General features: G+C 52.8%; 17 protein-coding genes, 1 pseudogene and 1 CRISPR repeat array. Of the genes and pseudogenes, 12 read left to right on the top strand and 6 right to left on the bottom strand.

Going from position 1 to position 22836, the window contains the following annotated elements; translation table 11 throughout:
* Positions 1-6 precede the first annotated feature (6 nt).
* The 3 genes from hcp to aqpZ form a co-directional block, all read right to left on the bottom strand.
* On the bottom strand, positions 7-1659 hold the full coding sequence (hcp, locus tag C3432_RS08525; protein ID WP_103776190.1) for a hydroxylamine reductase: 1653 nt from the start codon (positions 1657-1659) through the stop codon (positions 7-9).
* 143 nt (positions 1660-1802) lie between these two features.
* On the bottom strand, positions 1803-2702 hold the full coding sequence (locus C3432_RS08520) for a lysine exporter LysO family protein (RefSeq protein ID WP_103776189.1): 900 nt from the start codon (positions 2700-2702) through the stop codon (positions 1803-1805).
* A gap of 139 nt (positions 2703-2841) precedes the next feature.
* Entirely contained in the window at positions 2842-3537 is a 696-nt protein-coding gene (gene aqpZ / locus C3432_RS08515; RefSeq protein WP_103776188.1) for an aquaporin Z, read from the bottom strand.
* Positions 3538-4053: 516 nt separating this feature from the next.
* Here aqpZ and C3432_RS08505 point away from each other — a divergent pair.
* On the top strand, positions 4054-5712 hold the full coding sequence (locus C3432_RS08505; protein ID WP_103776187.1) for an ATP-dependent endonuclease: 1659 nt from the start codon (positions 4054-4056) through the stop codon (positions 5710-5712).
* On the opposite strand, the gene C3432_RS08500 is transcribed toward C3432_RS08505, so the two are convergent.
* On the bottom strand, positions 5709-6659 hold the full coding sequence (locus tag C3432_RS08500) for a VirK/YbjX family protein (protein WP_146050865.1): 951 nt from the start codon (positions 6657-6659) through the stop codon (positions 5709-5711). The genes C3432_RS08505 and C3432_RS08500 overlap by 4 nt on opposite strands.
* Positions 6660-6821: 162 nt before the next feature.
* Between C3432_RS08500 and macA the strand changes: the two genes are divergently transcribed.
* Both macA and macB read left to right on the top strand, forming a co-directional pair.
* Positions 6822-7937 carry a macrolide transporter subunit MacA gene (gene macA, locus C3432_RS08495; RefSeq protein WP_103776186.1) on the top strand — a complete coding sequence of 372 codons (1116 nt, stop codon included), beginning with the start codon at positions 6822-6824 and terminating at the stop codon, positions 7935-7937.
* A complete protein-coding gene (macB, locus tag C3432_RS08490; protein WP_103776185.1) occupies positions 7934-9880 on the top strand; it encodes a macrolide ABC transporter ATP-binding protein/permease MacB in 1947 nt (648 codons plus the stop codon). The genes macA and macB overlap by 4 nt, the downstream gene beginning before the upstream one ends.
* Positions 9881-9954: 74 nt before the next feature.
* On the opposite strand, the gene cspD is transcribed toward macB, so the two are convergent.
* On the bottom strand, positions 9955-10176 hold the full coding sequence (cspD, locus tag C3432_RS08485) for a cold shock-like protein CspD (RefSeq protein ID WP_042284847.1): 222 nt from the start codon (positions 10174-10176) through the stop codon (positions 9955-9957).
* A 150-nt stretch (positions 10177-10326) separates the two neighbouring features.
* Between cspD and C3432_RS27775 the strand changes: the two are divergent.
* The 3 genes and pseudogenes from C3432_RS27775 (at position 10327) to clpA (ending at position 13127) form a co-directional block, all read left to right on the top strand.
* Positions 10327-10402 (top strand): annotated as a pseudogene (locus C3432_RS27775) (hypothetical protein).
* 97 nt (positions 10403-10499) lie between these two features.
* Entirely contained in the window at positions 10500-10820 is a 321-nt protein-coding gene (gene clpS, locus C3432_RS08480) for an ATP-dependent Clp protease adapter ClpS (protein ID WP_103776184.1), read from the top strand.
* Between the two features lie 30 nt (positions 10821-10850).
* The gene (clpA, locus tag C3432_RS08475) at positions 10851-13127 is read left to right on the top strand and encodes an ATP-dependent Clp protease ATP-binding subunit ClpA (protein ID WP_103776183.1); all 2277 of its coding nucleotides are present in this window, start codon (positions 10851-10853) and stop codon (positions 13125-13127) included.
* Positions 13128-13215: 88 nt separating this feature from the next.
* Here clpA and C3432_RS27645 read toward each other — a convergent pair whose 3' ends face one another.
* A complete protein-coding gene (locus tag C3432_RS27645) occupies positions 13216-13383 on the bottom strand; it encodes a hypothetical protein (RefSeq protein ID WP_181012890.1) in 168 nt (55 codons plus the stop codon).
* A gap of 11 nt (positions 13384-13394) precedes the next feature.
* Positions 13395-14264: direct repeats of the CRISPR family, unit length 28 nt; unit sequence GTTCACTGCCGTACAGGCAGCTTAGAAA.
* Positions 14265-14472: 208 nt separating this feature from the next.
* On the opposite strand from C3432_RS27645, the gene cas1f reads away from it, so the two are divergent.
* From cas1f to cas6f, 6 genes are read left to right on the top strand one after another with little or no spacing between them, the layout of a single operon-like run.
* Positions 14473-15450, top strand: a complete 978-nt coding sequence (gene cas1f / locus C3432_RS08470; RefSeq protein ID WP_103776182.1) for a type I-F CRISPR-associated endonuclease Cas1f — start codon at positions 14473-14475, stop codon at positions 15448-15450.
* Entirely contained in the window at positions 15447-18704 is a 3258-nt protein-coding gene (gene cas3f, locus C3432_RS08465; RefSeq protein ID WP_103776181.1) for a type I-F CRISPR-associated helicase Cas3f, read from the top strand. Before cas1f ends, cas3f begins: the two co-directional genes overlap by 4 nt.
* 17 nt (positions 18705-18721) lie before the next feature.
* Positions 18722-20035 (top strand): type I-F CRISPR-associated protein Csy1, encoded by a 1314-nt coding sequence (gene csy1 / locus C3432_RS08460; protein ID WP_103776180.1) that lies wholly within the window; start codon positions 18722-18724, stop codon positions 20033-20035.
* A complete protein-coding gene (gene csy2 / locus C3432_RS08455; protein WP_103776179.1) occupies positions 20032-20967 on the top strand; it encodes a type I-F CRISPR-associated protein Csy2 in 936 nt (311 codons plus the stop codon). The genes csy1 and csy2 overlap by 4 nt, the downstream gene beginning before the upstream one ends.
* A 10-nt stretch (positions 20968-20977) precedes the next feature.
* Positions 20978-21979, top strand: coding sequence for a type I-F CRISPR-associated protein Csy3 (gene csy3 / locus C3432_RS08450; protein WP_103776178.1), 1002 nt, complete (start codon positions 20978-20980; stop codon positions 21977-21979).
* Between the two features lie 9 nt (positions 21980-21988).
* Positions 21989-22543, top strand: a complete 555-nt coding sequence (cas6f, locus tag C3432_RS08445; protein ID WP_103776177.1) for a type I-F CRISPR-associated endoribonuclease Cas6/Csy4 — start codon at positions 21989-21991, stop codon at positions 22541-22543.
* The last annotated feature ends 293 nt before the right edge of the window (positions 22544-22836 follow it).

Below are 22836 nucleotides of genomic sequence, written 5' to 3'. Positions count from 1 at the left end.
AACTCCTTACGCGCTCAGCAACTGCTTCATGTCTTCTTCAACGGTGGTCACGGAACGCAGACCAAATTTCTCGTTGAGCACCGCCAGCAGATCCGGCGTGAAGAAGCCCGGCGCGGTCGGGCCAGTGACGATGTTTTTCACCCCCAGAGAGAGCAGGGTCAGCAGAATGACAATTGCTTTCTGTTCGAACCACGAGAGCACCAGGGACAGCGGCAGGTCGTTCACGCCACAGCCCAGTTTTTCCGCCAGCGTCACCGCCAGGATGATGGCAGAGTAAGCGTCGTTACACTGACCGGCATCGACCAGACGCGGCAGGCCTTCGATATCACCGAACTCCAGCTTGTTGAAACGGTATTTACCGCACGCCAGCGTCAGGATCAGGCAGTCATCCGGTACGCTAGTGGCGAAGTCGGTGAAGTAGTTACGTTCACCGCGCGCGCCGTCGCAGCCACCCACCAGGAAGATGTGACGCAGTTTTTCGCGGCTTACCAGGTCGATCAGCGTATCGGCGGCACCCAGCAGAGTCTGACGACCAAAGCCTACGGTAATCAGGTGCGGAATTTCGCTGTACGGGAAGCCTGCCATCTGCCGGGCCTGAGTGATAACGGGGCTAAAATCATCACCTTCGAGGTGGCTTACGCCTGGCCAGCCGACGATGCTGCGGGTCCAGATACGGTCATCGTATGCGCCCACGGTCGGATCGATGATGCAGTTAGAGGTCATCAAAATTGGGCCAGGGAAGCGGGCGAATTCGACCTGCTGGTTCTGCCAGCCGCTGCCGTAGTTGCCGATCAGGTGTCTGAATTTACGCAGTTCCGGGTAGCCATGTGCCGGGAGCATTTCACCGTGGGTATAGACGTTAACGCCGGTACCTTCGGTTTGCTCCAGCAGGTTGTAAAGATCTTTCAGGTCGTGACCGGAGATCAGGATACACTTCCCTTCGGTGGCTTTGACGTTGACCTGAGTCGGAGTCGGGTGACCGTATTTGGTGGTTTCACCCGCATCCAGAATGGCCATCACTTTGAAGTTCATCTGGCCGATTTCCATTGAGCACTCCAGCAGAGCGTTCATATTGGAAGGCCAGGTTCCCAGCCATGCCATGATTTTGTGGTACTGAGCATAAATATCATTGTCTGATTTGCCGAGAACGTGCGCGTGCTCCATATACGCTGCCGCACCTTTCAGGCCGTACAGGCACAGCAGACGCAGGCCGAGAATGTTCTCGCCAATGGTTGCTTTGTCTTTGTTCGGCGTAAATTCGGCTGCCTGACGTTGCAGATCGCCCAGGTCGTCGCTGACCAGTTGCAGCTCAGCCATCGGGTTGTCGCAGTGCGTATTGTTATCCACGCGCAGGCACTGTGCTTTCAGCGCTTCACGCATGGCGATAGCGTCACGGGCGTAGCCGACGATGCGCGGAGAATCGAAATTCACGTTGGTCAGGGTAGAGAAGAACGCGCGTGGCGCGAAGCTATCAACGTCGTGGTTGATGATGCCGTATTCACGCGCTTTCACCGCCCATGCGGAGAGACCTTGTAGGGACGCGATCAGCAGATCCTGCAAATCGGAGGTTTCAGCCGTTTTACCGCACATACCCTGCGCGTAAGAGCAGCCGTTTCCTGCCGGAGTACGGATGGTTTGTTCACATTGCACACAAAACATGGTCACACCTTTTAAAGTTATATTTAATATACATGTTTAAGGTTATGCCCGTGTGTAAAGGGATAAAAGGGATTTCTGCTACAACTTAAAGGGAGATTGATTTAGCGCAATTTTGGCGGTAAATGACTACCGCCAGAGAGGTATCAGGCAGAGAAAAACGCCATCAGAATCGGCACCAGCAGACTCAGAATAAAGCCGTGAACGATAGCGGCAGGGACCATCTCCAGCCCGCCGGAACGTTGCAGAACCGGTAAGGTAAAGTCCATGGAGGTTGCACCGCACAGACCCAGTGCCGTGGAGCGATTGCGGCGTATGAGTCCGGGGATCAGCATAATAGCAATCAGCTCGCGCGCCAGATCGTTAAAGAAGGCGGCGCTGCCGATGACCGGGCCGAACGATTCGGTCAGCAAGATCCCGGAAAGCGAATACCAGCCGAAACCCGACGCCATCGCCAGGGCGGTTTTAACCGGCAGGTCGAGAATAAAAGCATTAATAAATCCGCCGACCAGAGAACTGGCAACCACGACCACAGCGACAATCATTCCCCGGCGGTTAAGTACAATCTGCTTTAACGTCATGCCGCTGTTACGCAATTGCACACCGACCAATATCAATAAAAAGATCAGCGTATATTCGCTGGCTTCTGTGGCATGTTGTAAAAAAGAGAGTCCGCTAAGGCCGATGACAAATCCCACCACCACCACGCCACACAGTTGCAGAGACTCAAGCGCCATCGCAATACGTGAAGGCAGCTTCTCCTGTACGTGGTTGTGTCGCCACGGCAACGAGCGTTCCAGCCAGAGTAATGCCACAATATTGCATAGCAGAATAATAGTAATGCTGACGGCGGAATAATGAAAAATAGCCAATAAATTACTGGCGAGATTATCCAGGAATGCGAGGCTGATCCCCATAAAGAAGAGGATGACATAAACAATCCAGCTCAATAACCGATTAATCAGGCGTAATGCGGCTCTGTGGCGAAGGGGAATGAGGTAACCGACAACCAGGGGAACCAGAATGATTAACAGCCCAGAAAACATGCAATCCTGTCCTTGCGAAGAAAAGAAATAAATAACGCAGTGACACAGTACTCAAAGCAGCGAGATGAGTAAAGTTGCAAATAAAAGGAAACGTTTTGTACATGAAAAGACCTGGCATTTAGCCAGGTCTTTATGCGGATTAATCGCGTTTTTCGAGCAGCGTACGGTAAATAAGACCGCCCAGGATCCCACCAACGATTGGCATAACCCAGAATAGCCACAGCTGTTCCAGCGCCCAGCCACCCTGGAAGATAGCGACAGCGGTACTACGCGCCGGGTTGACGGAGGTATTGGTGACCGGAATACTGATTAAGTGAATCAGGGTTAATGCCAGACCAATTGCAATGGGGGCAAAACCCGCCGGAGCGTGCTTATCGGTTGCACCGTGGATCACCAGCAGGAAACCTGCAGTCAGCACAATTTCAATGACAATGGCTGAGAGCATGGAATAACCGCCCGGAGAATGTTCACCATAGCCATTAGAGGCAAAACCGCTGGTCGTCGCATCAAAGCCGGCTTTACCGCTGGCAATAAGATAAAGTACGGCAGCGGCAATAATACCGCCGACAACCTGGGCGACAATATAACCAATAACATCTTTTGCCGGAAAACGTCCGCCCGCCCACAGGCCTAATGTCACCGCCGGGTTAAAGTGGCCTCCTGAAATATGACCCACGGCAAATGCCATTGTCAAAACAGTAAGACCGAACGCCAATGCAACGCCGGCAAATCCAATCCCTAACTCAGGAAACGCCGCGGCCAGAACGGCACTTCCGCAGCCACCAAAAACAAGCCAGAATGTACCAAAACATTCGGCTGCTAATTTTCTAAACATATCCACCTCAGTTTTAAAAACCTGACATCAGAAAAGTACGTCAGGCGTTATTTATCGCCATAAAAGGGTGACGACATAATTAGAGCCTGGGCCATTAGGCTATTTGCTTGCCATTTTGAACCCGGGCAGTGCTCATCCCCCTCACGTACTGTGTACGCTCCGGTTGCTCCGCGTTGTCCGTGTCCAAACTGCCTGCGCCAATTACACCTGATGGGCCTGGCTTTTTATCCGCGCATATTTTAAAAACGAACGCCACCCATTCGCCAGTCAAATAAATCCAGTAAGTTTGATTTAGGGCAATGTGGTGTTATTCCTTGTTTAGATTTGTCTTAATCACAGTGTAGTGCAGGGTACTGATGTTGCAATTATCACCACATGCAACAGATTTTATCGCTATATACTCGTCATACTTCAGGTTACCGGGGCGTGGGCTTTGTTACCCGGCCTCGCCCCTGCGTTGCCGAATTATTTAGAGTATACTGCGGAAAGGATAAGTTGTTCATTTCTGGAGGATACATGATTCTGGAACGCGTTGAGATTGTTGGTTTCCGCGGTATCAATCGGTTGTCGTTAATGCTGGAGCAAAATAACGTGCTGATTGGCGAGAACGCGTGGGGTAAATCCAGTCTGCTGGATGCCTTAACGCTGTTGTTGTCACCAGAATCGGAGCTGTATCATTTTAATCATGATGATTTCTGGTTTCCGCCCGGTGATACCAAAGGGCGCGAACACCATCTGCATATCATTTTGACGTTCCGTGAGTCTTCGCCCGGTCGCCACCGCGTCCGGCGCTATCGCCCTCTTGAGGCATCCTGGTCCCTTTGTCAGGATGGCTATCACCGTATTTTCTACCGTCTGGAAGGTGAGGGGGCTGAAGATGGCAGCGTAATGACGTTGCGCAGTTTTCTTGACGGTGACGGCCATCCGTTAGAGCTTGATGATATCAACAGCCAGGCGCGACATCTGGTGCGTTTAATGCCGGTCCTGCGCCTGCGCGATGCCCGCTTTATGCGTCGTATCCGTAACGGCACGGTGCCTGATGTCCCGGATGTTGAAGTCACCGCCATGCAGCTGGATTTTCTGGCTCGCGAACTGGCAACCCGTCCGCAAAATCTCACTGACGGACAAATCCGCCAGGGGCTTTCGGCGATGGTGCAACTGCTGGAGCACTATTTCTCTGAGCAGGGGACGAACCCCTCCCATCATCGGCTGATGCGTCGGCGTTCGGCCAATGAACAACGCAGCTGGCGCTATCTGGATATCATCAACCGTATGATCGACAAGCCCGCAGGAAGGTCGCAGCGGGTTATCCTTTTGGGGCTGTTTTCCACATTACTCCAGGCCAAAGGTACCGTCAGGCTACATAAAGACGCCAGGCCACTGCTGCTGGTGGAAGATCCGGAAACTCGCCTGCATCCCATTATGCTTTCGGTGGCATGGCAATTGCTGAATCTGCTGCCGTTGCAGCGAATCGCCACAACCAATTCTGGCGAATTACTGTCGCTGACCCCCGTGGAGCATGTCTGTCGCCTGGTGCGCGAATCATCTCGCGTCGCCGCCTGGCGGCTGGGACCGAACGGGCTGAGTGCGGAAGATGGTCGACGCATTGCCTTTCATATTCGTTTTAACCGTGCCTCCTCGCTGTTTGCCCGTTGTTGGTTACTGGTTGAGGGAGAAACGGAAACCTGGGTGATTAACGAGCTGGCCCGTCAGTGCGGACATCACTTCGATGCGGAAGGCATTAAAGTCATTGAATTCGCCCAGTCGGGTCTGAAACCACTGGTTAAATTCGCCCGACGCATGGGAATTGAATGGCATGTGCTGGTCGACGGTGATGAGGCGGGGAAAAAATATGCGGCAACGGTGCGCGGCCTGCTGAATAACGATCGGGAAGATGAACGGGAACATTTAACCATGCTGCCTGCGCTGGATATGGAGCACTTTATGTACCGGCAGGGATTTTCGGATGTTTTCCACCGGGTGGCGCAGATCCCGCAAGATGTGCCGATGAATATGCGTAAGCTGATTTCGAAGGCGATCCATCGCTCATCGAAACCGGATTTAGCCATTGAAGTGGCTATGGAAGCAGGGCGACGCGGCGTTGATTCTGTACCCACGTTGCTCAGAAAGATGTTTTCACGCGTGCTTTGGCTGGCTCGCGGTCGGGCTGATTAATGGCTGAACATATCGGACATCTGTTCATGGATGGCGTCGAGCATTTGATAGCGTCGACGATATTCAGCGCGTTTTTTGCTGGCCACCTCTGAGGTGTCTTTACGCGTGATGGCACACGGAATGTGGTAATACCCATCTGCGTGACGCTCACCGCCCACAGCGGCCCAAAACTCATCGTAGTTGGCGTGGATCTTATCGCTTTTGTCCCGATAACGCAGGCTGCGATAAATATGTGTTTCATTGCTCACGGCGATGATTTGTTCGGTCTGTAACCGCTGGGCAAAACAACAGATTGCCTCCATGACCAGACGCTTGGGAAATAATCCGTGGCACGCTTTCGTTGCACTCTGGATGGCTTCATGAGGCAATTCTCGCTTACCGCCCTGCAGACCACCGATAAACAGCGTTCGTTTTCCCTGATACTCACACAGTGTAAAGGTGATTTCCGCTAACGTTTCACCGGCTTCATTGCGGATAAGAATGGTGCTATCACCCTCTTTATCCAGTGAGATCATCATGGTTAATTCGAGGCTGAAATATTCACCGTTTTTCCCCTCCAGCTGCGCCAGTCGTAGCCCTGACGTATTCATATACGTTTTTAATTCTTCGTGAGACATAAACGAATACAGCTGCGCATAGTGGAAACGAAGAGCTTCCAGTAACGTCTTGCGCCCTAAATTCGCGGCAAGATAAGGACGATGAAGACGCACCGGCAGGCGGGGCTGGCGTGTCAGCAGCACGTTCAGCTCGGGCCACTGTGCAAGTTCGTTCATCCATTCGCGACTTAAACGCGGCATCAGCAGTGAACGCAGCATAAATTTGCGGCGAAAACTGCGCTGGTGCCAAAATTTTCCTGGACGCCACTGGCCGCTGGTCAGGCTGAAAAACAGGCTCAGGCTCGTGACAGTACGGGAAGGGGACAATGTATCTTCGGTAAGCTGCGACATATTCAACAATCCAATTAAAAGTCGTAGAACCGATTTCATCATCAGCATACTTAACGAAATATCAATAACTCTGATACTCTCACCTCCTTCCAACACTTGTTTATCAATGGTTGAAGTTAATCTTCTCATTCTGACGAAATACATGAGGAATTAAGGATTTCTATGAGCATCAAGGGCAGATTTAAGAAACGTTACTTAATCGTGTTGATTGTCATCATCATGGCGCTGATTGCCCTTTGGAGAACGTTGAATGCACCATTACCCAATTATCAGACGCTGATTGTCCGCCCTGGCGACTTGCAGCAGAGCGTGCTGGCAACCGGAAAACTGGATGCGTTACGCAAAGTTGATGTGGGAGCGCAGGTCAGCGGTCAGCTTAAAACGCTGTCGGTGGCGATTGGGGACAAAGTTAAGAAAGATCAGTTGCTGGGCGTTATCGATCCCGAACAGGCTGAAAACCAGATTAAAGAGGTGGAAGCGACCCTGATGGAGCTGCGCGCTCAGCGTCAACAGGCGCAGGCGCAATGGAAACTGGCGCGAGTCACGCTCTCCCGACAGCAGCAGCTGGCGAAAACGCAGGCGGTTTCGCAACAGGATCTGGACACCGCCGCGACGGAGATGGCGGTAAAACAGGCGCAAATTGGCACGATTGATGCGCAAATTAAGCGCAATCAGGCCTCCCTGAATACCGCAAAAACCAATCTGGATTATACCCGCATTGTCGCGCCAATGGCGGGTGAAGTGACGCAAATCACTACCCTGCAAGGCCAGACGGTCATTGCCGCTCAGCAGGCGCCCAATATTCTGACGCTGGCGGATATGAGCACCATGCTGGTTAAGGCACAGGTTTCTGAGGCGGATGTTATTCATCTGAAGCCGGGACAAAAAGCCTGGTTTACCGTGCTCGGCGATCCCCAGACGCGGTATGAAGGTACGCTGAAAGATGTGCTGCCGACGCCGGAAAAAGTCAACGACGCCATCTTCTACTATGCCCGTTTTGAAGTGCCAAACCCGAAAGGCATTTTGCGCCTTGAAATGACGGCGCAGGTTCATATTCAGCTCACTGAAGTGAAAAATGTCCTCACTATCCCGCTCTCGGCCCTGGGCGATCCGGCTGGAGATAACCGCTATAAAGTAACCTTGCTGCGTAACGGTGAAACCCGCGAACGCGAGGTGTCGCCAGGTGCGCGTAATGACACCGATGTGGAGATTGTCAAAGGGCTGGAAGAGGGTGACGAAGTCGTGACGGGCGAGGATAATTCGGGAGCGGCGCAATGACGGCGCTGCTTGAACTGAGCAATATCCGCCGTAGTTACCCGTCAGGCGAAGAACAGGTCGACGTGCTTAAAGGCATCAGCCTGCAAATAAACGCCGGAGAGATGGTGGCGATTGTTGGTGCTTCCGGCTCCGGAAAATCGACGCTGATGAACATACTGGGCTGCCTCGATAAACCCACCAGCGGTACCTACCGGATAGCGGGTCGCGATGTGTCTGCCCTTAATGCTGACGCGCTGGCGCAGCTACGACGCGAGCATTTCGGTTTTATCTTCCAGCGTTACCACCTGTTGTCGCACCTGACGGCGACGCAAAATGTGGAGGTGCCTGCTGTCTATGCGGGTATTGAACGCAGGCAGCGTCTGGCTCGCGCCAGGGAGCTACTCCAGCGGCTTGGGCTGGACGACCGCGTTGACTATCAGCCTTCTCAGCTTTCAGGCGGTCAGCAACAGCGCGTGAGTATTGCCCGTGCGCTGATGAATGGCGGTCAGGTGATCCTGGCCGATGAACCGACCGGCGCGCTGGACAGCCATTCCGGTGAAGAGGTGATGACGATCCTGCATCAGCTGCGCGATCGCGGACACACGGTGATTATTGTTACGCACGATCCACAGGTTGCGGCTCAGGCGGAGAGGGTGATTGAGATCCATGATGGGGAGATCGTGCGTAATCCTCCGGCGAAACAGTCCGTAAGCGGTCAGGGAATTGTCGAACCAGCCGTGAAGGGGGCCTCCGGATGGAGACAGTTTGTCAGTGGCTTTCGCGAAGCGCTGAATATGGCATGGCGGGCATTAGTGGCGAATAAAATGCGTACCCTGCTGACCATGCTCGGGATCATTATCGGCATCGCCTCGGTGGTATCGATCGTGGTGGTGGGGGACGCGGCAAAGCAGCTGGTGCTGGCGGATATCCGCGCTATCGGCACAAACACGATTGACATCTATCCCGGCAAAGATTTTGGCGACGACGATCCGCAATATCAACAGGCGCTGAAATATGACGATCTGAGCGCAATTCAGAAGCAGCCCTGGGTCAGCTCCGCCACCCCTGCGGTGTCGCAGAGCTTGCGGCTTCGCTATGGCAACATCGACGTCGCAGCCAGTGCGAACGGTGTGAGCGGCGACTATTTTAACGTCTATGGCATGACCTTTAGTGAAGGGAACACCTTCAACAAAGAACAGCTTAACGGGCGGGCGCAGGTGGTGGTGGTGGACAGCAATACCCGACGTCTGTTGTTCCCACATAAAACGAATGTTGTGGGTGAGGTGATTCTGGTGGGTAATATGCCTGCTACGGTCATTGGCGTGGCTGAAGAGAAGCAGTCGATGTTCGGCAGCAGTAAAACTCTGCGGGTCTGGCTGCCGTACAGCACCATGTCCGGGCGGATTATGGGACAGTCATGGCTGAACTCAATCACCGTGCGGGTGAATGAGGGATTTGACAGCGCCCAGGCTGAACAACAGCTCACCCGCTTGTTGACGCTGCGGCATGGTAAAAAAGATTTCTTCACCTGGAATATGGACGGCGTCTTGAAAACCGCCGAAAAGACCACACGTACTCTTCAGCTGTTCCTGACGCTGGTGGCGGTTATTTCGCTGGTGGTCGGGGGGATTGGCGTAATGAATATTATGCTGGTCTCGGTAACGGAGCGTACGCGGGAGATCGGTATCCGTATGGCGGTAGGCGCGCGGGCCAGCGATGTGCTGCAACAGTTTCTGATTGAGGCCGTGCTGGTGTGTCTGGTGGGGGGCGCGCTGGGTATTGGCCTGTCGATGCTGATCGCCTTTACGCTACAGATATTCCTGCCAGGATGGGAGATCGGATTTTCACCCATTGCGTTGCTCACGGCGTTTTTATGTTCAACCTTTACCGGGATCCTGTTTGGCTGGTTGCCCGCACGCAATGCGGCACGTCTGGACCCTGTTGATGCGCTGGCGCGGGAATAAAGCTGCAGAAATAAAAATGCCAGCCGCGAGGACTGGCATTTTGACTGCGGGATGTACACAATAAGACAGAAGATCTATGCAACCGCTTCTGCTTCGATGGGCACGATGACGCTGGCATGATTGCCTTTTGGCCCCTGGTGCACATCAAACTGGACTGACTGTCCGGCTTTTAGCGTTCTGTAACCATCCATCTGAATGGTGGAATAGTGAGCGAAAATGTCTTCGCCGCCGCCTTCAGGGCAGATAAAACCAAACCCTTTGGCATTATTGAACCACTTAACAGTACCCGTTTCCATGCTTCGACATCCTTCGTAAATCTTATATAAGTAAGATGGAATGAACCGGTGGCGGAGTGGGGGCTGTTCAAAACCTCGCCAACTCTCGAAATTACAATTTAGAGAAATCAGGCGATGCGTCAAGCGGCAGGCAGGGGGGATGGGGTAAAAATGAATCAAAAATTTGAAGCAGTTAACGCTATTGACGGGGAATGTGACAGAAGTCGCGGATGCCAGTGATAGATGATAGCTATCTGGCAATTAAGGTAGATTGAATACATGCTATCGCTCCTGTCAGCGGCAGAGCGTTCTGTCGGTAACCGTAACTGAGATGACGACTGACAATGAGTAAGACGAACGATTGGCTGGATTTTGACCAACTGGCGGAAGATAAGTTGCGCGACGCGCTAAAACCGCCTTCTATGTATAAAGTGATATTAGTCAATGATGATTATACTCCGATGGAGTTTGTTATTGACGTGTTACAAAAATTCTTTTCTTATGATGTAGAACGTGCAACGCAACTGATGCTTACGGTTCACTATCAAGGTAAAGCCATCTGCGGAATATTTACCGCAGAGGTCGCGGAGACCAAAGTGGCGATGGTGAACAAATATGCGAAGGAGAATGAGCATCCGTTGCTGTGTACGCTGGAAAAAGCCTGAATGCAGGCATAAAAATTGGGGGAGGTGCCAATGCTCAATCAAGAACTGGAACTCAGTTTAAACATGGCTTTCGCCAGAGCGCGTGAGCACCGTCATGAGTTTATGACCGTCGAGCACTTGTTACTGGCGCTGCTCAGTAACCCATCGGCCCGCGAAGCGCTGGAAGCGTGTTCCGTGGATCTTGTGGCGCTCCGTCAGGAACTCGAAGCCTTCATTGAACAAACCACACCTGTTCTGCCTGCCAGTGAAGAAGAGCGCGACACGCAGCCGACGCTGAGTTTTCAGCGGGTACTGCAACGTGCGGTCTTCCACGTTCAGTCCTCCGGGCGCAGTGAGGTAACCGGCGCAAACGTGCTGGTTGCCATCTTTAGCGAACAAGAGTCTCAGGCGGCGTATCTGCTGCGTAAGCATGAGGTCAGCCGTCTTGATGTGGTGAACTTTATTTCTCATGGCACGCGTAAAGACGAGCCGAGCCAGCCTTCTGATTCTGGCCATCAGCCAAATAGCGAAGAACAGGCTGGCGGGGAGGAGCGTATGGAGAACTTCACGACTAACCTCAACCAGCTTGCACGCGTAGGGGGAATTGACCCGCTGATTGGTCGTGAAAAAGAGCTGGAGCGCGCTATTCAGGTGCTGTGCCGTCGTCGTAAGAATAACCCGCTGCTGGTGGGGGAATCTGGCGTGGGGAAAACCGCCATTGCCGAAGGGCTGGCCTGGCGTATCGTCCAGGGCGATGTGCCGGAAGTGATGGCGGATTGCACCCTCTACTCGCTGGATATCGGCTCGCTGCTGGCGGGAACCAAATATCGCGGTGATTTTGAAAAACGCTTTAAAGCCTTGCTCAAACAGCTGGAGCAGGATACTAACAGCATCCTGTTTATCGATGAGATCCACACCATTATCGGTGCGGGTGCGGCATCGGGCGGCCAGGTGGATGCGGCAAACCTGATCAAACCGCTGCTCTCCAGCGGCAAGATCCGCGTGATTGGCTCAACAACGTATCAGGAATTCAGCAATATTTTTGAGAAAGACCGTGCGTTAGCGCGTCGCTTCCAGAAAATTGATATCACTGAGCCGTCGGTCGAAGAGACTGTGCAGATCATTAACGGCCTGAAACCGAAGTATGAAGCGCACCACGACGTTCGTTATACCGCGAAAGCAGTGCGTGCGGCGGTTGAGCTGGCGGTGAAATACATCAACGATCGTCATCTGCCGGATAAGGCCATTGACGTAATTGATGAAGCCGGGGCGCGTGCCCGACTGATGCCGGTGAGTAAGCGCAAGAAAACGGTCAACGTCGCGGATATCGAATCTGTGGTGGCGCGTATTGCGCGTATCCCTGAGAAGAGTGTTTCGCAGAGCGATCGCGATACGCTGAAAAACCTCGGCGACCGTCTGAAAATGCTGGTCTTCGGACAGGATAAAGCCATCGAGGCGCTGACCGAAGCGATCAAGATGAGCCGCGCGGGTCTGGGGCACGAGCATAAGCCTGTGGGGTCGTTCCTGTTCGCCGGTCCAACCGGGGTAGGGAAAACCGAGGTAACGGTACAGCTTTCCAAAGCGCTGGGAATCGAACTGCTGCGTTTTGATATGTCCGAGTATATGGAACGCCATACCGTAAGCCGCCTGATTGGTGCGCCTCCGGGATATGTCGGTTTTGACCAGGGCGGTCTGCTGACGGACGCGGTCATCAAACATCCTCATGCGGTGTTGCTGCTTGATGAGATTGAGAAGGCGCACCCGGATGTCTTTAACCTGCTGCTACAGGTGATGGATAACGGTACGCTGACCGATAACAACGGACGCAAAGCGGATTTCCGCAACGTCGTGCTGGTGATGACCACCAACGCCGGGGTGCGTGAAACCGAGCGTAAATCGATTGGTCTTATCCATCAGGACAACAGCACCGATGCGATGAGTGAAATCAAGAAGGTGTTCACGCCGGAGTTCCGTAACCGCCTGGACAACATTATCTGGTTCGAACACCTGTCTACTGAGGTGATCCATCAGGTTGTCGATAAGTTCATCGTCGAGCTTCAGGTGCAGCTGGATCAGAAAGGCGTCTCCCTGGAAGTGAGCCAGGAAGCGCGTAACTGGCTGGCGGAGAAGGGTTACGATCGGGCAATGGGCGCACGTCCGATGACGCGTGTGATTCAGGACAACCTGAAGAAACCGTTGGCGAACGAACTGCTGTTTGGCTCGCTGGTGGATGGCGGGCAGGTTACCGTCGCGCTGGATAAAGAGAAAAATGAGCTGACGTATGGCTTCCAGAGTGCGCAGAAGCACAAGCCGGAAACTGCACATTAATTTTTACTCCCGCGCCTGACGTTGAACTTCAGGCATCGTTAAAATCCGTAACCTCTTTTGAGGCTACGGATTTTTTTTTATCCCATGTTCAAAGACTGACGGGCCAGGCGCTCAGTGTCAGCAGCGGATCTGTCAGCGACCCTTTTTTTAAGCCAGATTGTAATTTATTGATTTCTTGAAGAAAAACAGAATGGCGATAAAAAGGGTCAGGCGCATATTTATTGATATTTATCTTTATCGACAACGGTATAGCCATGTAATATTCCAGTTCACTGCCGTACAGGCAGCTTAGAAATGGCTAAAGAAACTGTTTTTCCGGTTCTGAAGGTTCACTGCCGTACAGGCAGCTTAGAAATGTCAGGTTGCGCATATCAGCCTCCGTTCGAGGTTCACTGCCGTACAGGCAGCTTAGAAAGCAAAAAGGCGCATTAAAAAAGAATGCTGAATTGTTCACTGCCGTACAGGCAGCTTAGAAACCATGCACGAATCGGCGGCGACCTGAAAACCAGTTCACTGCCGTACAGGCAGCTTAGAAAATAAACCTCATAAACCATTTGCGCGTTTTCATGTTCACTGCCGTACAGGCAGCTTAGAAAAGTAACAGTCAAATCACCATCGATTTCATATTGTTCACTGCCGTACAGGCAGCTTAGAAAAGCACCTCGGCTACATCCTTCGCCACAAACCAGGTTCACTGCCGTACAGGCAGCTTAGAAACCTTTAACTAATTAAAAATTAAGATGCTTTGGGTTCACTGCCGTACAGGCAGCTTAGAAATCCGGACAGTTGTGTTTGTGTCCGTTGTACGTGTTCACTGCCGTACAGGCAGCTTAGAAATTTACGACAAGCGCCGCGCAGATGAAGTTATGGTTCACTGCCGTACAGGCAGCTTAGAAAGGACGCAGCACGCGGCAAAAAATCGGCTTAAAGTTCACTGCCGTACAGGCAGCTTAGAAAAAAAGCGCCTGGCGCTAACCGAGCAGGAAATCGTTCACTGCCGTACAGGCAGCTTAGAAATAAATCGTGGTTTGACTCTCAGTCAGACGAAAGTTCACTGCCGTACAGGCAGCTTAGAAATGGAGGGTGGCGCGGTCTGCTGCGATGATAGCGTGCACTGCCGTACAGGCAGCTTATTTTTCCTTCTGGATGATAATGCCTGGGATTGATATTTACGGCATGGATAATTTATTTATTACATTATTCATAAAATAACATTCATATTTCATATGAGCAGAAAGATAAAGTTTGCCAGTTATTGGTTTGTTGATTTTTGTCAATTTCAAAATTAAGTTCGATTCTGTACTATCGTTGCAATCCCGTCTTACTAATTATTATTTGAATAAATATGTCAGCGAATTTAATCACGCCAACGGATCTTAAAACCATTCTGCACTCGAAAAGAGCGAATATTTATTATCTTGAAAAATGTCGAGTGCAGATTAATGGTGGGCGCGTTGAATATGTGACGAGTGCTGGCAATGAATCTTATTATTGGAATATTCCAGTCGCGAATACGACGGCGATTATGTTGGGAATGGGGACTTCCGTTTCTCAGGCCGCAATGCGCGAGTTTGCCCGCGCTGGCGTCATGGTTGGGTTTTGTGGTACGGACGGCACGCCGCTCTATTCGGCCAACGAAGTTGATATTGATGTTTCATGGCTCTCGCCGCAAAGTGAGTATCGTCCCACCGAATATTTGCAAAATTGGGTCTCTTTTTGGTTTCACAAGGAAAAACGACTTGAAGCAGCCAAAAGATTTCAGCAAATAAGATTACTGCAAATAGAAAAAAGATGGCTAAGCTTAGCCTCGCGGAACACATTTCAGCCTGATATCGAACGACTCCGCATAATAATTTTCACAGCACAAACCTCTATGGCTCAGGCGGAAAATCATACGGCGTTAATGCTACAGGAAGCGCAATTAACCAAAGCATTATACAGGCTGGCGAGCGAGGCCGTTGGCTATGATAAGTTTATTCGCGCTAAACGTGGCGGCGGTACAGATATCGCTAATCGCTTTCTCGATCAGGGAAATTACCTGGCTTATGGTCTGGCAGCCGTCGCCGCGTGGGTCACAGGGATCCCGCACGCGCTGGCCGTTATGCACGGTAAAACGCGCCGCGGAGGACTGGTCTTTGATCTGGCTGACTTAATTAAAGATGCGCTGGTCATGCCACAGGCTTTTATGGCGGCAATGGAAGGCGAAGATGCCCAGACGTTTCGCCAGCGCTGTATTAACGGGTTTCAGCAATCCGACGCGCTGGATCTGATGATTATGACCCTCCAGGAAACGGCTCAGCAGCTGGCTGAGGCAGGTCAATGAATGTGCTCATTATTTCCCGCTGCACTAAGCGTGCGCGCGAGGAAAGCTGCCGAATTATCGATCGGTTCGCCGAACGTACGGGCGATACCGCCTGGCAAACCGTTATCACCCTGGAGGGGGCGAATACGCTACGTCGATTATTACGCAAATCGGCAAGACGGAATACGGCTGTTGCCTGCCACTGGCTAAAGAAAAATGGGCAAATGGAATTGATGTGGATTGTTGGTAACCTGCGCCGTTTTAATGCGCAAGGGCGTGTACCAACGCATCGTACAGCACGTGCAGTCGTGACAAATCGGGATGAAAATCAGTGGCGATGTGCTGAAAGTATTGCCCTTTTAGCCGCTATCGCAGGGTTATTTCATGACTTTGGTAAGGCCGGGTACTGCTTTCAGGAGAGTTTGACCAAAAAGGGCGGTAAACGCTTTCAGCCTTATCGACATGAATGGATCTCTGTCCGGCTTTTTCAGGCATTCGTCGGTGAGCAAACTGACGAGCGATGGCTGGAAAAACTTGAAACGCTGTCACCCGCTGATGAAACACAAATTCTCTCCCGATTACAGAAAGATCATCCGCATTTTTCCGACAGCCCTTTTCGCACGCTTTCCCCGCTGGCAAAAGTCGTCGCCTGGCTGATTTTGTCACACCATCGCTTACCTGAAAATTTGCGCTCTGAAAGTAGGGAATCATCAGAGAATTGCGATCGCTGGCTGGAGAATCAGCTTAATGCCGACTGGAACGCATTGAATCATGATGATTCGCAGAAAGCGTTTAACTGGTCAGAAACCGATTTTCATCACGTCTGGACCTTTCCGCTGGGAACCCCACTGCAAAGCCGCGTCTGGCGTGAAAAGGCACGGCAAATTGCCCGCCGGGCGAAAAACGCCGCAGCATTGAAACAGTGGGGGCAGATGGATCAACTGTTCACACTGCATATGGCGCGTTTTTGCCTGATGCTTGCCGACCATTTTTATTCTGCCAGCGATCCGCATCCTGGATGGCAGGATCCGGATTACGCTGTCTGGGCAAATAGCGACCGTAAGAGCGGCGCGCTGAAACAACGCGTTGATGAACACCTGACCGGGGTGGCACACCATGCGTTGCTGGTAGGGCGGCAGCTGATGCGCGTTCGCACATCGCTACCGGCTATTGCCCGCCATAAAGGGTTTCGCGAACGTGCGGTCAATCCACTTTTTCACTGGCAAAACAAGGCGTGGGATGTTGCCGCCGCATTGCGTGAACGAAGCCGGGAAGAGGGCTTTTTTGGCGTCAATATGGCCTCTACAGGGTGTGGAAAAACGTTCGCCAATGCGCGAATTATGTATGCGTTAGCGGATGAGCATGAAGGCTGTCGATTTACCGTTGCGCTGGGCCTGAGAACGTTGACCTTACAAACGGGTGATGCCTTGCGTAATCGTCTTCATCTGGGGGAAGACGATCTGGCGGTCATGGTCGGTTCGGGAGCCGTAAGGCAACTCTGGCAGCAAGAAAATAAAAAGAGTGAACCTGACCAGGGCAGCGTGTCGGCATCAGCCCTGACTGACGAGCAACAATATGTTCACTATGACGGCGGTGTACAAACGGGGGTTCTGGAAAAATGGTTACGCGGCGACGGTAAGCTATCCGCACTGGTGAGTGCGCCAGTGCTGGTCGCCACTCTCGATCATCTGATCCCTGCAACGGACGGTGTGCGTGGCGGAAAGCAGCTCCCGGCGATGCTCCGACTGCTGACCAGCGATCTGGTACTGGATGAGCCTGATGATTTTGACGTTGCCGATCTCCATACCGTATGCCGCCTGATGAACTGGGCGGGAATGTTGGGGAGTCGGGTATTACTGTCATCAGCTACTTTGCCGCCGGATCTCGTGCAGGCGCTGTTTGCGGCTTATCTGGCAGGGAGAAAAATCTGGCAGGCGTCGTGCGGCGCGGGTGACAGACCCGTCAATATCTGCTGCGCATGGTTTGATGAAAAAAGAGCGAATGCTGAACAGATTGCCGATGGTCGTTCATTCAGCCGTGCGCACAATGCGTTTGTTGAACAGCGAGCACTGATGCTGGCGAAAAAAGAGAGGCTGCACTTTGGCCGGATTGCGCCGATCTCTCCCGCTTCTTCAGCGGTGAGCGAGGTTATCACCTGCGCTGCAGAGACGGTGCATCAGCAGATGCTGGCTTTGCATCAGGCCCATAAAGAGATACATGAAACCGGGAAAACCGTGTCACTGGGGCTGGTGCGGTTTGCCAATATCGCCCCGCTGGTTGCGGTAGCAAAGGCGCTTTTCGCTCTCCCGTCGCCGGAAAATATCTGTATTCACTATTGTGTTTATCACGCCAGACACCCTCTGGCGGTGCGCTCCGCCCTGGAGAAATGTCTGGATAGCGCCTTCACCCGCCATCAGCCCGATGCTGTCTGGAAACATCCGGATATTGCTCAGGCAATCCATACTCGCCCGGAAAAGCATCATTTGTTTGTGGTGCTGGGCACGTCCGTTATGGAGGTGGGACGTGATTGGGATGCCAGCTGGGGAATCGTTGAACCCAGCTCTATGCGCTCAATTATCCAGTTTGCAGGCCGCATACAGCGTCACCGCAGGCAGGTGCCTGAGAGAGAGAATCTGGTGATATTGAGCCGTAACATCAGGGCGCTAAGAGAGCAATCGCCTGCATTTAGCCAACCGGGTTTTGAAGATAAAAATCATCTGCTGGACAGTCACGATCTGCAAGAGCTACTGCCACCAAGGGACTATCAAACAATCAATGCTGTCAGCCGCATTTTGCCCACCGATGGCAAAAACAAGCTGGCTGAACTGGAACATCTCAGGCTCCGCGCAGAGCTGCGCAGTAAGAAAAGCAAACAGGTTGTCGCCGCCAACTGGTGGCGGCAACCTCTGACCTGGTGTGCCTGGATGCAGAGAAGGACGCCGTTTCGTCACTCCCCCCAGCGTGAAGGCGTGTTTTTCCTGCACATGGAAGATGAGGAGAGCGAGCCATACTTCGCTTTTCGTGAGGAAAACGGCAGACCTAAACCGTCCGATAAGTTTGTCTTTCAGGAGGTTGAGCCAGCCAGCGGAGTCGTGGGGTGGGGGAACGTGAATTACCAGCAGATACTGCGTGATCAGGCTGACTGGCTGAATATGGCGATCGACCGCGTGGGTGAGATGTTTGCAGAAATTAGAGTACCTGTTAATGAGCAGGAGGATGCGGTGAGCGACTGGAAGTACCACCCGTGGCTGGGTGTATTCAGGGATCTACATTAACGATGCCAGGAGCAGTTATGACAACCGAAGCACTGACCCAATTTATAATCCAGTACATTGCTTCCCGCAGGCAGACAAAACTGGAAGCCTTCGACAAGGAGGCGGCAAAGCGACTGGCGCAGGGAGACGACACAAGCCTCGTCGCTCAGGAGCGTCAGGCGCTTGAAGCACGCTACCAGCCGCAAAACTGGCTGACGGAGGCGGCGAGGCGGGCGGGGCAGATAAGTCTGGTTACTCAAGCGGCCAAGTTTACTCATGGCGATTCAAAAAGCAGCAGCATCTATCGCGAAACGCCCGACGATGAAGGTTATTTAAGTACCGCCGCGCTGGATAATATGCCTGCGGATGCGGTGGGCAACGCTGCCGCCCTTGACGTGGCTAAACTGCTGCAAAGCGAGGTGGATGGGGACTCGCTGTTGGCCTGTCTTAAACGAGGCGAGTATGGGCCACTGCAAACATTTGCCGGGAATGGTGAACAGCTGGCGCAGTGGATTAAAGGATTCAACCAGGCGCTGACGTCGGCACAACCCACCTCACATAAGCTCGCCAAACAGATCTACTTTCCGGTGGGTGACCGCTATCACCTGCTTTGCCCGCTGTTTGCCACCTCGCTGGCGCAGGTTATGCACGAAAAGCTGATCGCTTCCCGTTTTGGCGAAGCGGGGAAATTGGTACGCGCTGCCCGCCGGGCCGGGAAATGGCATCCGCAGCCGGACGTGCGCTATCCCAATCTTGCTGAAATGCATTTTGGCGGTACCAAGCCGCAAAACATTTCTGCGCTGAACAGTTCGCGCGGTGGACGTGTCTGGCTGTTGCCTTCACAACCGCCGAAGTGGAAGCTGCTGGATAAAGTGCCGCAAAAAATGGGCCATCTGTTTTCCCTGCGTGGCGCCTTCAACTACGCGGCGACAGGGATTATTTCCCGTATGGTTTATCTGCTCAAAGAGAATGCCGATAAAAATAACCTCTCTGTACGCAATGCGCGTGCTGCCTGTGTGGATGAGCTGATCGACCTTTTGTTTATGCAGGCCGCTGCGTATCAGCAGGAAAACGGGCAGGGCTGGACGCTTAGCCCCCAGGCGTTGCCGCTACATCAGCAACTGTGGCTTGACCCCTGGCGCAGCAAAACGGATGAAACCTTTCGCCTTGAGCGTGAAAAAGGGGACTGGAAGGCGGGCGTTGCGGATGATTTTGCGCGCTGGCTTAACCAGCGTCTGAGCAAGGCGCGTCTGGAGGTGGGGGTCGTTGAGCGCCGAGAGTGGCGAACCCAGCGCCGGTTTGACCAACGAATGCGCGAGATGGAAGCCATTGTGCAGGAGGCGCTGAAATGAGTTATCTGCTGCTATTGCCGCATATTCGCATCGAAAATGCCAATGCCGTTGCCGGATTAACCTGGGGGTTCCCGGCAATAACGCACTTCTTAGGCTACGTTCATGCGCTTTCCCGTAAGGTGAGCGCTGAATATGGCGTGATATTTACCGGGTGTGCCGTTATCAGCCATGAACATCATATTCAGGCGTACACCTCCGGGCGAGATTATCAGTTTGCTTTAACCCGTAATCCGTTGACCAAAGAGGGAAAAACCGCGTCGTTCAACGAAGAGGGACGCATGCATCTTACGGTTTCGTTGCTGGTTGAGTGTCAGGGCGAGATTGCTAACGGGGAATATGGAAAACGGGCGCTCAGTTCACAGCTGAAAATGCAGTGTCAGAGCCAAAAGCTGGCGGGGGGCAGCATTGTTAATATGCGTACCCCGCAGGTGTTTGATTCACCGGATGATGAGAAACAACTGCGTCAAATTCTCTGGCGACTTATGCCAGGCTTTGCGCTTTACGATCGCAGTGAATGGCTGATGGAACATCATCGCGCCCGGCAGCAGCACCAGCCGGAAGGCTCATTGCTGGACGCCTGGCTGGATTTTGCGGCGATCAAATATCGGGCGATAAAACCAGAAGAAGGGGATGACGCCCGCTGGGAGTATCAGCCTAAGCCCATGCCCGGCTATCTGGTGCCGCTGATGTGCGGCTATCAACGCATTTCCCGGCTTTATGCTCCCGGTGACGTTACCCATACACGCGATACCACAACCCCCTTTGCCTTCGCCGAGGCCGTTTATGGCGTTGGCGAATGGCGCGGGATACATCGCGTCACGACGCTCGAACCGCTTTTCTGGCGCTATCACACTACTGATACGGGCTACTACTGCTCTGCTGCGCCTGTAGCTGACGATTTTACGTTTAACGACGATGACGATTTTGAATAAGGACATAACTATGGCAAAGGCTCCTGTAGGGATAAAAACGGCTTCCGTGCTGGCATTTGAGCGTAAGCTTGCGGCCTCCGATGCGATGATGTATGCGGGGAACTGGCAGCGTGAAAGCTGGCAACCCATTGAGATTCAGGAAAAAGCGGTGCGCGGAACGATCTCCAATCGGCTGAAAAATGCGATTGCCAGCGTTCCGCTGAAACTGGATGCCGAAATACAAAAAGCGAACCTGCAACGTGTTGATACTGCGGCTTTATCTGTTGATACAGATACGCTGAAAGTGGTGTTTACTTTGCGCGTGCTGGGCAACCTGTCCACGCCATCGGTCTGTAATGACATGGATTATCAGCAGGCGCTCCAGCAGGTTATTGATGGCTATATCAGCGAGCATGGCTTTGCTGAGCTGGCCCATCGCTATGCCGCTAACCTGGCGAACGGGCGTTTTCTGTGGCGTAACCGGGTTGGGGCGGAACAAATACAGGTCACGGTACGCGCAGAGGATCAGTCCTGGGAATTCAACTGCCATGACTATTCATTGCGTGAGTTTAAGCAAAACCCTCCTGCCCTGGTTTCGCTCTCCAGATTGATTGAACAAGGGCTGAGCGGGCAGGCGTGGGTGATGTTAACCGTTGAAGCTCAGGTGCGTCTGGGGGCAGGCCAGGAGGTATTTCCATCTCAGGAACTGGTGCTGGACAGCAACAGTTCCAAAAGTCGTTTTCTGTATCAGGTCGCGGGAATGGCGGGTATACATTCGCAGAAAATTGGTAACGCCCTGCGTACCATTGATACCTGGCATCCCAGAGTGGCGGAGCTGGGAGCCATTGCGGTAGAACCCTACGGGTCGGTGACCAACCGCGGCGTGGCGTGTCGTCAGCCGAAAGACAAGACAGACTTTTATACGTTACTGGATAATTGGGTGACGAAAGGGCAAAAACCCGATGCTGACCAGCAGCATTATGTTATGGCGGTGCTAATCCGTGGTGGCGTATTTGGTGAGAAGAGCGAATAAGGAGCGGAGATGGATCACTATCTTGAGATCCGCGTTTTGCCCGATCCCGAGTTCAACACCGGGATGCTGATGGCAGCCCTGTTTGCTAAGCTGCACCGTGCGTTAGGCGCGAGAGGCAAAGGGGATATCGGCGTAAGCTTCCCGCTGGCTGGCGTAACGCCGGGGGCCTGTTTACGGCTTCATGGCACAATGTTGGCTTTGCAGGAGCTTGAAGCGGGTTTGTGGCGCAAAGGACTCACTGATTATTGCCAGTGTTCGACAATTAGCATTATTCCTGCCATTCAGGGGTGGCGGACGGTAAGTCGTATACAGGTCAAAAGCAGCCCACAAAGAATGATGCGGCGTTCCGTTAAAAAGGGATGGTTATCAGAAGAGGAAGCGCAGCAGCGTCTGGCAACGTTAGCAGAACAGTACACGGACCTGCCATATCTGAACATCAAGAGTTTGTCGAGCCAGCAGCAGTTCAGGTTGTTTATTCGTCACGGGGACATTCTTTCGATGCCGGTAAACGGGGTATTCAGTAGCTATGGATTAAGTGCAACGGCGACGATTCCCTGGTTTTAGCGCCTGATGGCGCGGTGCTTATCTGGCGTGCGGATGTCTTGCGAATCGTATGCCGGATAAGGCGTTAGCCGCCATCCGACATTCAGGACGGGTCACATGCGAAAAAAAAACCGTACTTTCGTACGCGCTCTTTCTTAAATATGGCGGTGAGGGGGGGATTGACTCGCTTCGCTCGCCCCTTCGGGGCAGCCCGCTCACGGTGTTCGCGGTCTGTCCAGCGGGCAACAGCCCGTTGTCGACCCCCGGTCGGGGATTCTCATCCCCCCGCGGGTGTGCAATATGCGAAAAAAAAG

This window comes from Citrobacter amalonaticus (assembly GCF_002918555.1).
GTDB lineage: Bacteria > Pseudomonadota > Gammaproteobacteria > Enterobacterales > Enterobacteriaceae > Citrobacter_C > Citrobacter_C amalonaticus_A.
This window is presented reverse-complemented; position numbering and strand designations above follow the sequence as displayed.

Coding starts and splice junctions, on each gene's coding strand:
- hcp (WP_103776190.1), bottom strand. CDS start 1,659: ATGTTTTGTGTGCAATGTGAACAAACCATCCGTACTCCGGCAGGAAAC.
- C3432_RS08520 (WP_103776189.1), bottom strand. CDS start 2,702: ATGTTTTCTGGGCTGTTAATCATTCTGGTTCCCCTGGTTGTCGGTTAC.
- aqpZ (WP_103776188.1), bottom strand. CDS start 3,537: ATGTTTAGAAAATTAGCAGCCGAATGTTTTGGTACATTCTGGCTTGTT.
- C3432_RS08505 (WP_103776187.1), top strand. CDS start 4,054: ATGATTCTGGAACGCGTTGAGATTGTTGGTTTCCGCGGTATCAATCGG.
- C3432_RS08500 (WP_146050865.1), bottom strand. CDS start 6,659: ATGTCGCAGCTTACCGAAGATACATTGTCCCCTTCCCGTACTGTCACG.
- macA (WP_103776186.1), top strand. CDS start 6,822: ATGAGCATCAAGGGCAGATTTAAGAAACGTTACTTAATCGTGTTGATT.
- macB (WP_103776185.1), top strand. CDS start 7,934: ATGACGGCGCTGCTTGAACTGAGCAATATCCGCCGTAGTTACCCGTCA.
- cspD (WP_042284847.1), bottom strand. CDS start 10,176: ATGGAAACGGGTACTGTTAAGTGGTTCAATAATGCCAAAGGGTTTGGT.
- clpS (WP_103776184.1), top strand. CDS start 10,500: ATGAGTAAGACGAACGATTGGCTGGATTTTGACCAACTGGCGGAAGAT.
- clpA (WP_103776183.1), top strand. CDS start 10,851: ATGCTCAATCAAGAACTGGAACTCAGTTTAAACATGGCTTTCGCCAGA.
- C3432_RS27645 (WP_181012890.1), bottom strand. CDS start 13,383: ATGGCTATACCGTTGTCGATAAAGATAAATATCAATAAATATGCGCCT.
- cas1f (WP_103776182.1), top strand. CDS start 14,473: ATGTCAGCGAATTTAATCACGCCAACGGATCTTAAAACCATTCTGCAC.
- cas3f (WP_103776181.1), top strand. CDS start 15,447: ATGAATGTGCTCATTATTTCCCGCTGCACTAAGCGTGCGCGCGAGGAA.
- csy1 (WP_103776180.1), top strand. CDS start 18,722: ATGACAACCGAAGCACTGACCCAATTTATAATCCAGTACATTGCTTCC.
- csy2 (WP_103776179.1), top strand. CDS start 20,032: ATGAGTTATCTGCTGCTATTGCCGCATATTCGCATCGAAAATGCCAAT.
- csy3 (WP_103776178.1), top strand. CDS start 20,978: ATGGCAAAGGCTCCTGTAGGGATAAAAACGGCTTCCGTGCTGGCATTT.
- cas6f (WP_103776177.1), top strand. CDS start 21,989: ATGGATCACTATCTTGAGATCCGCGTTTTGCCCGATCCCGAGTTCAAC.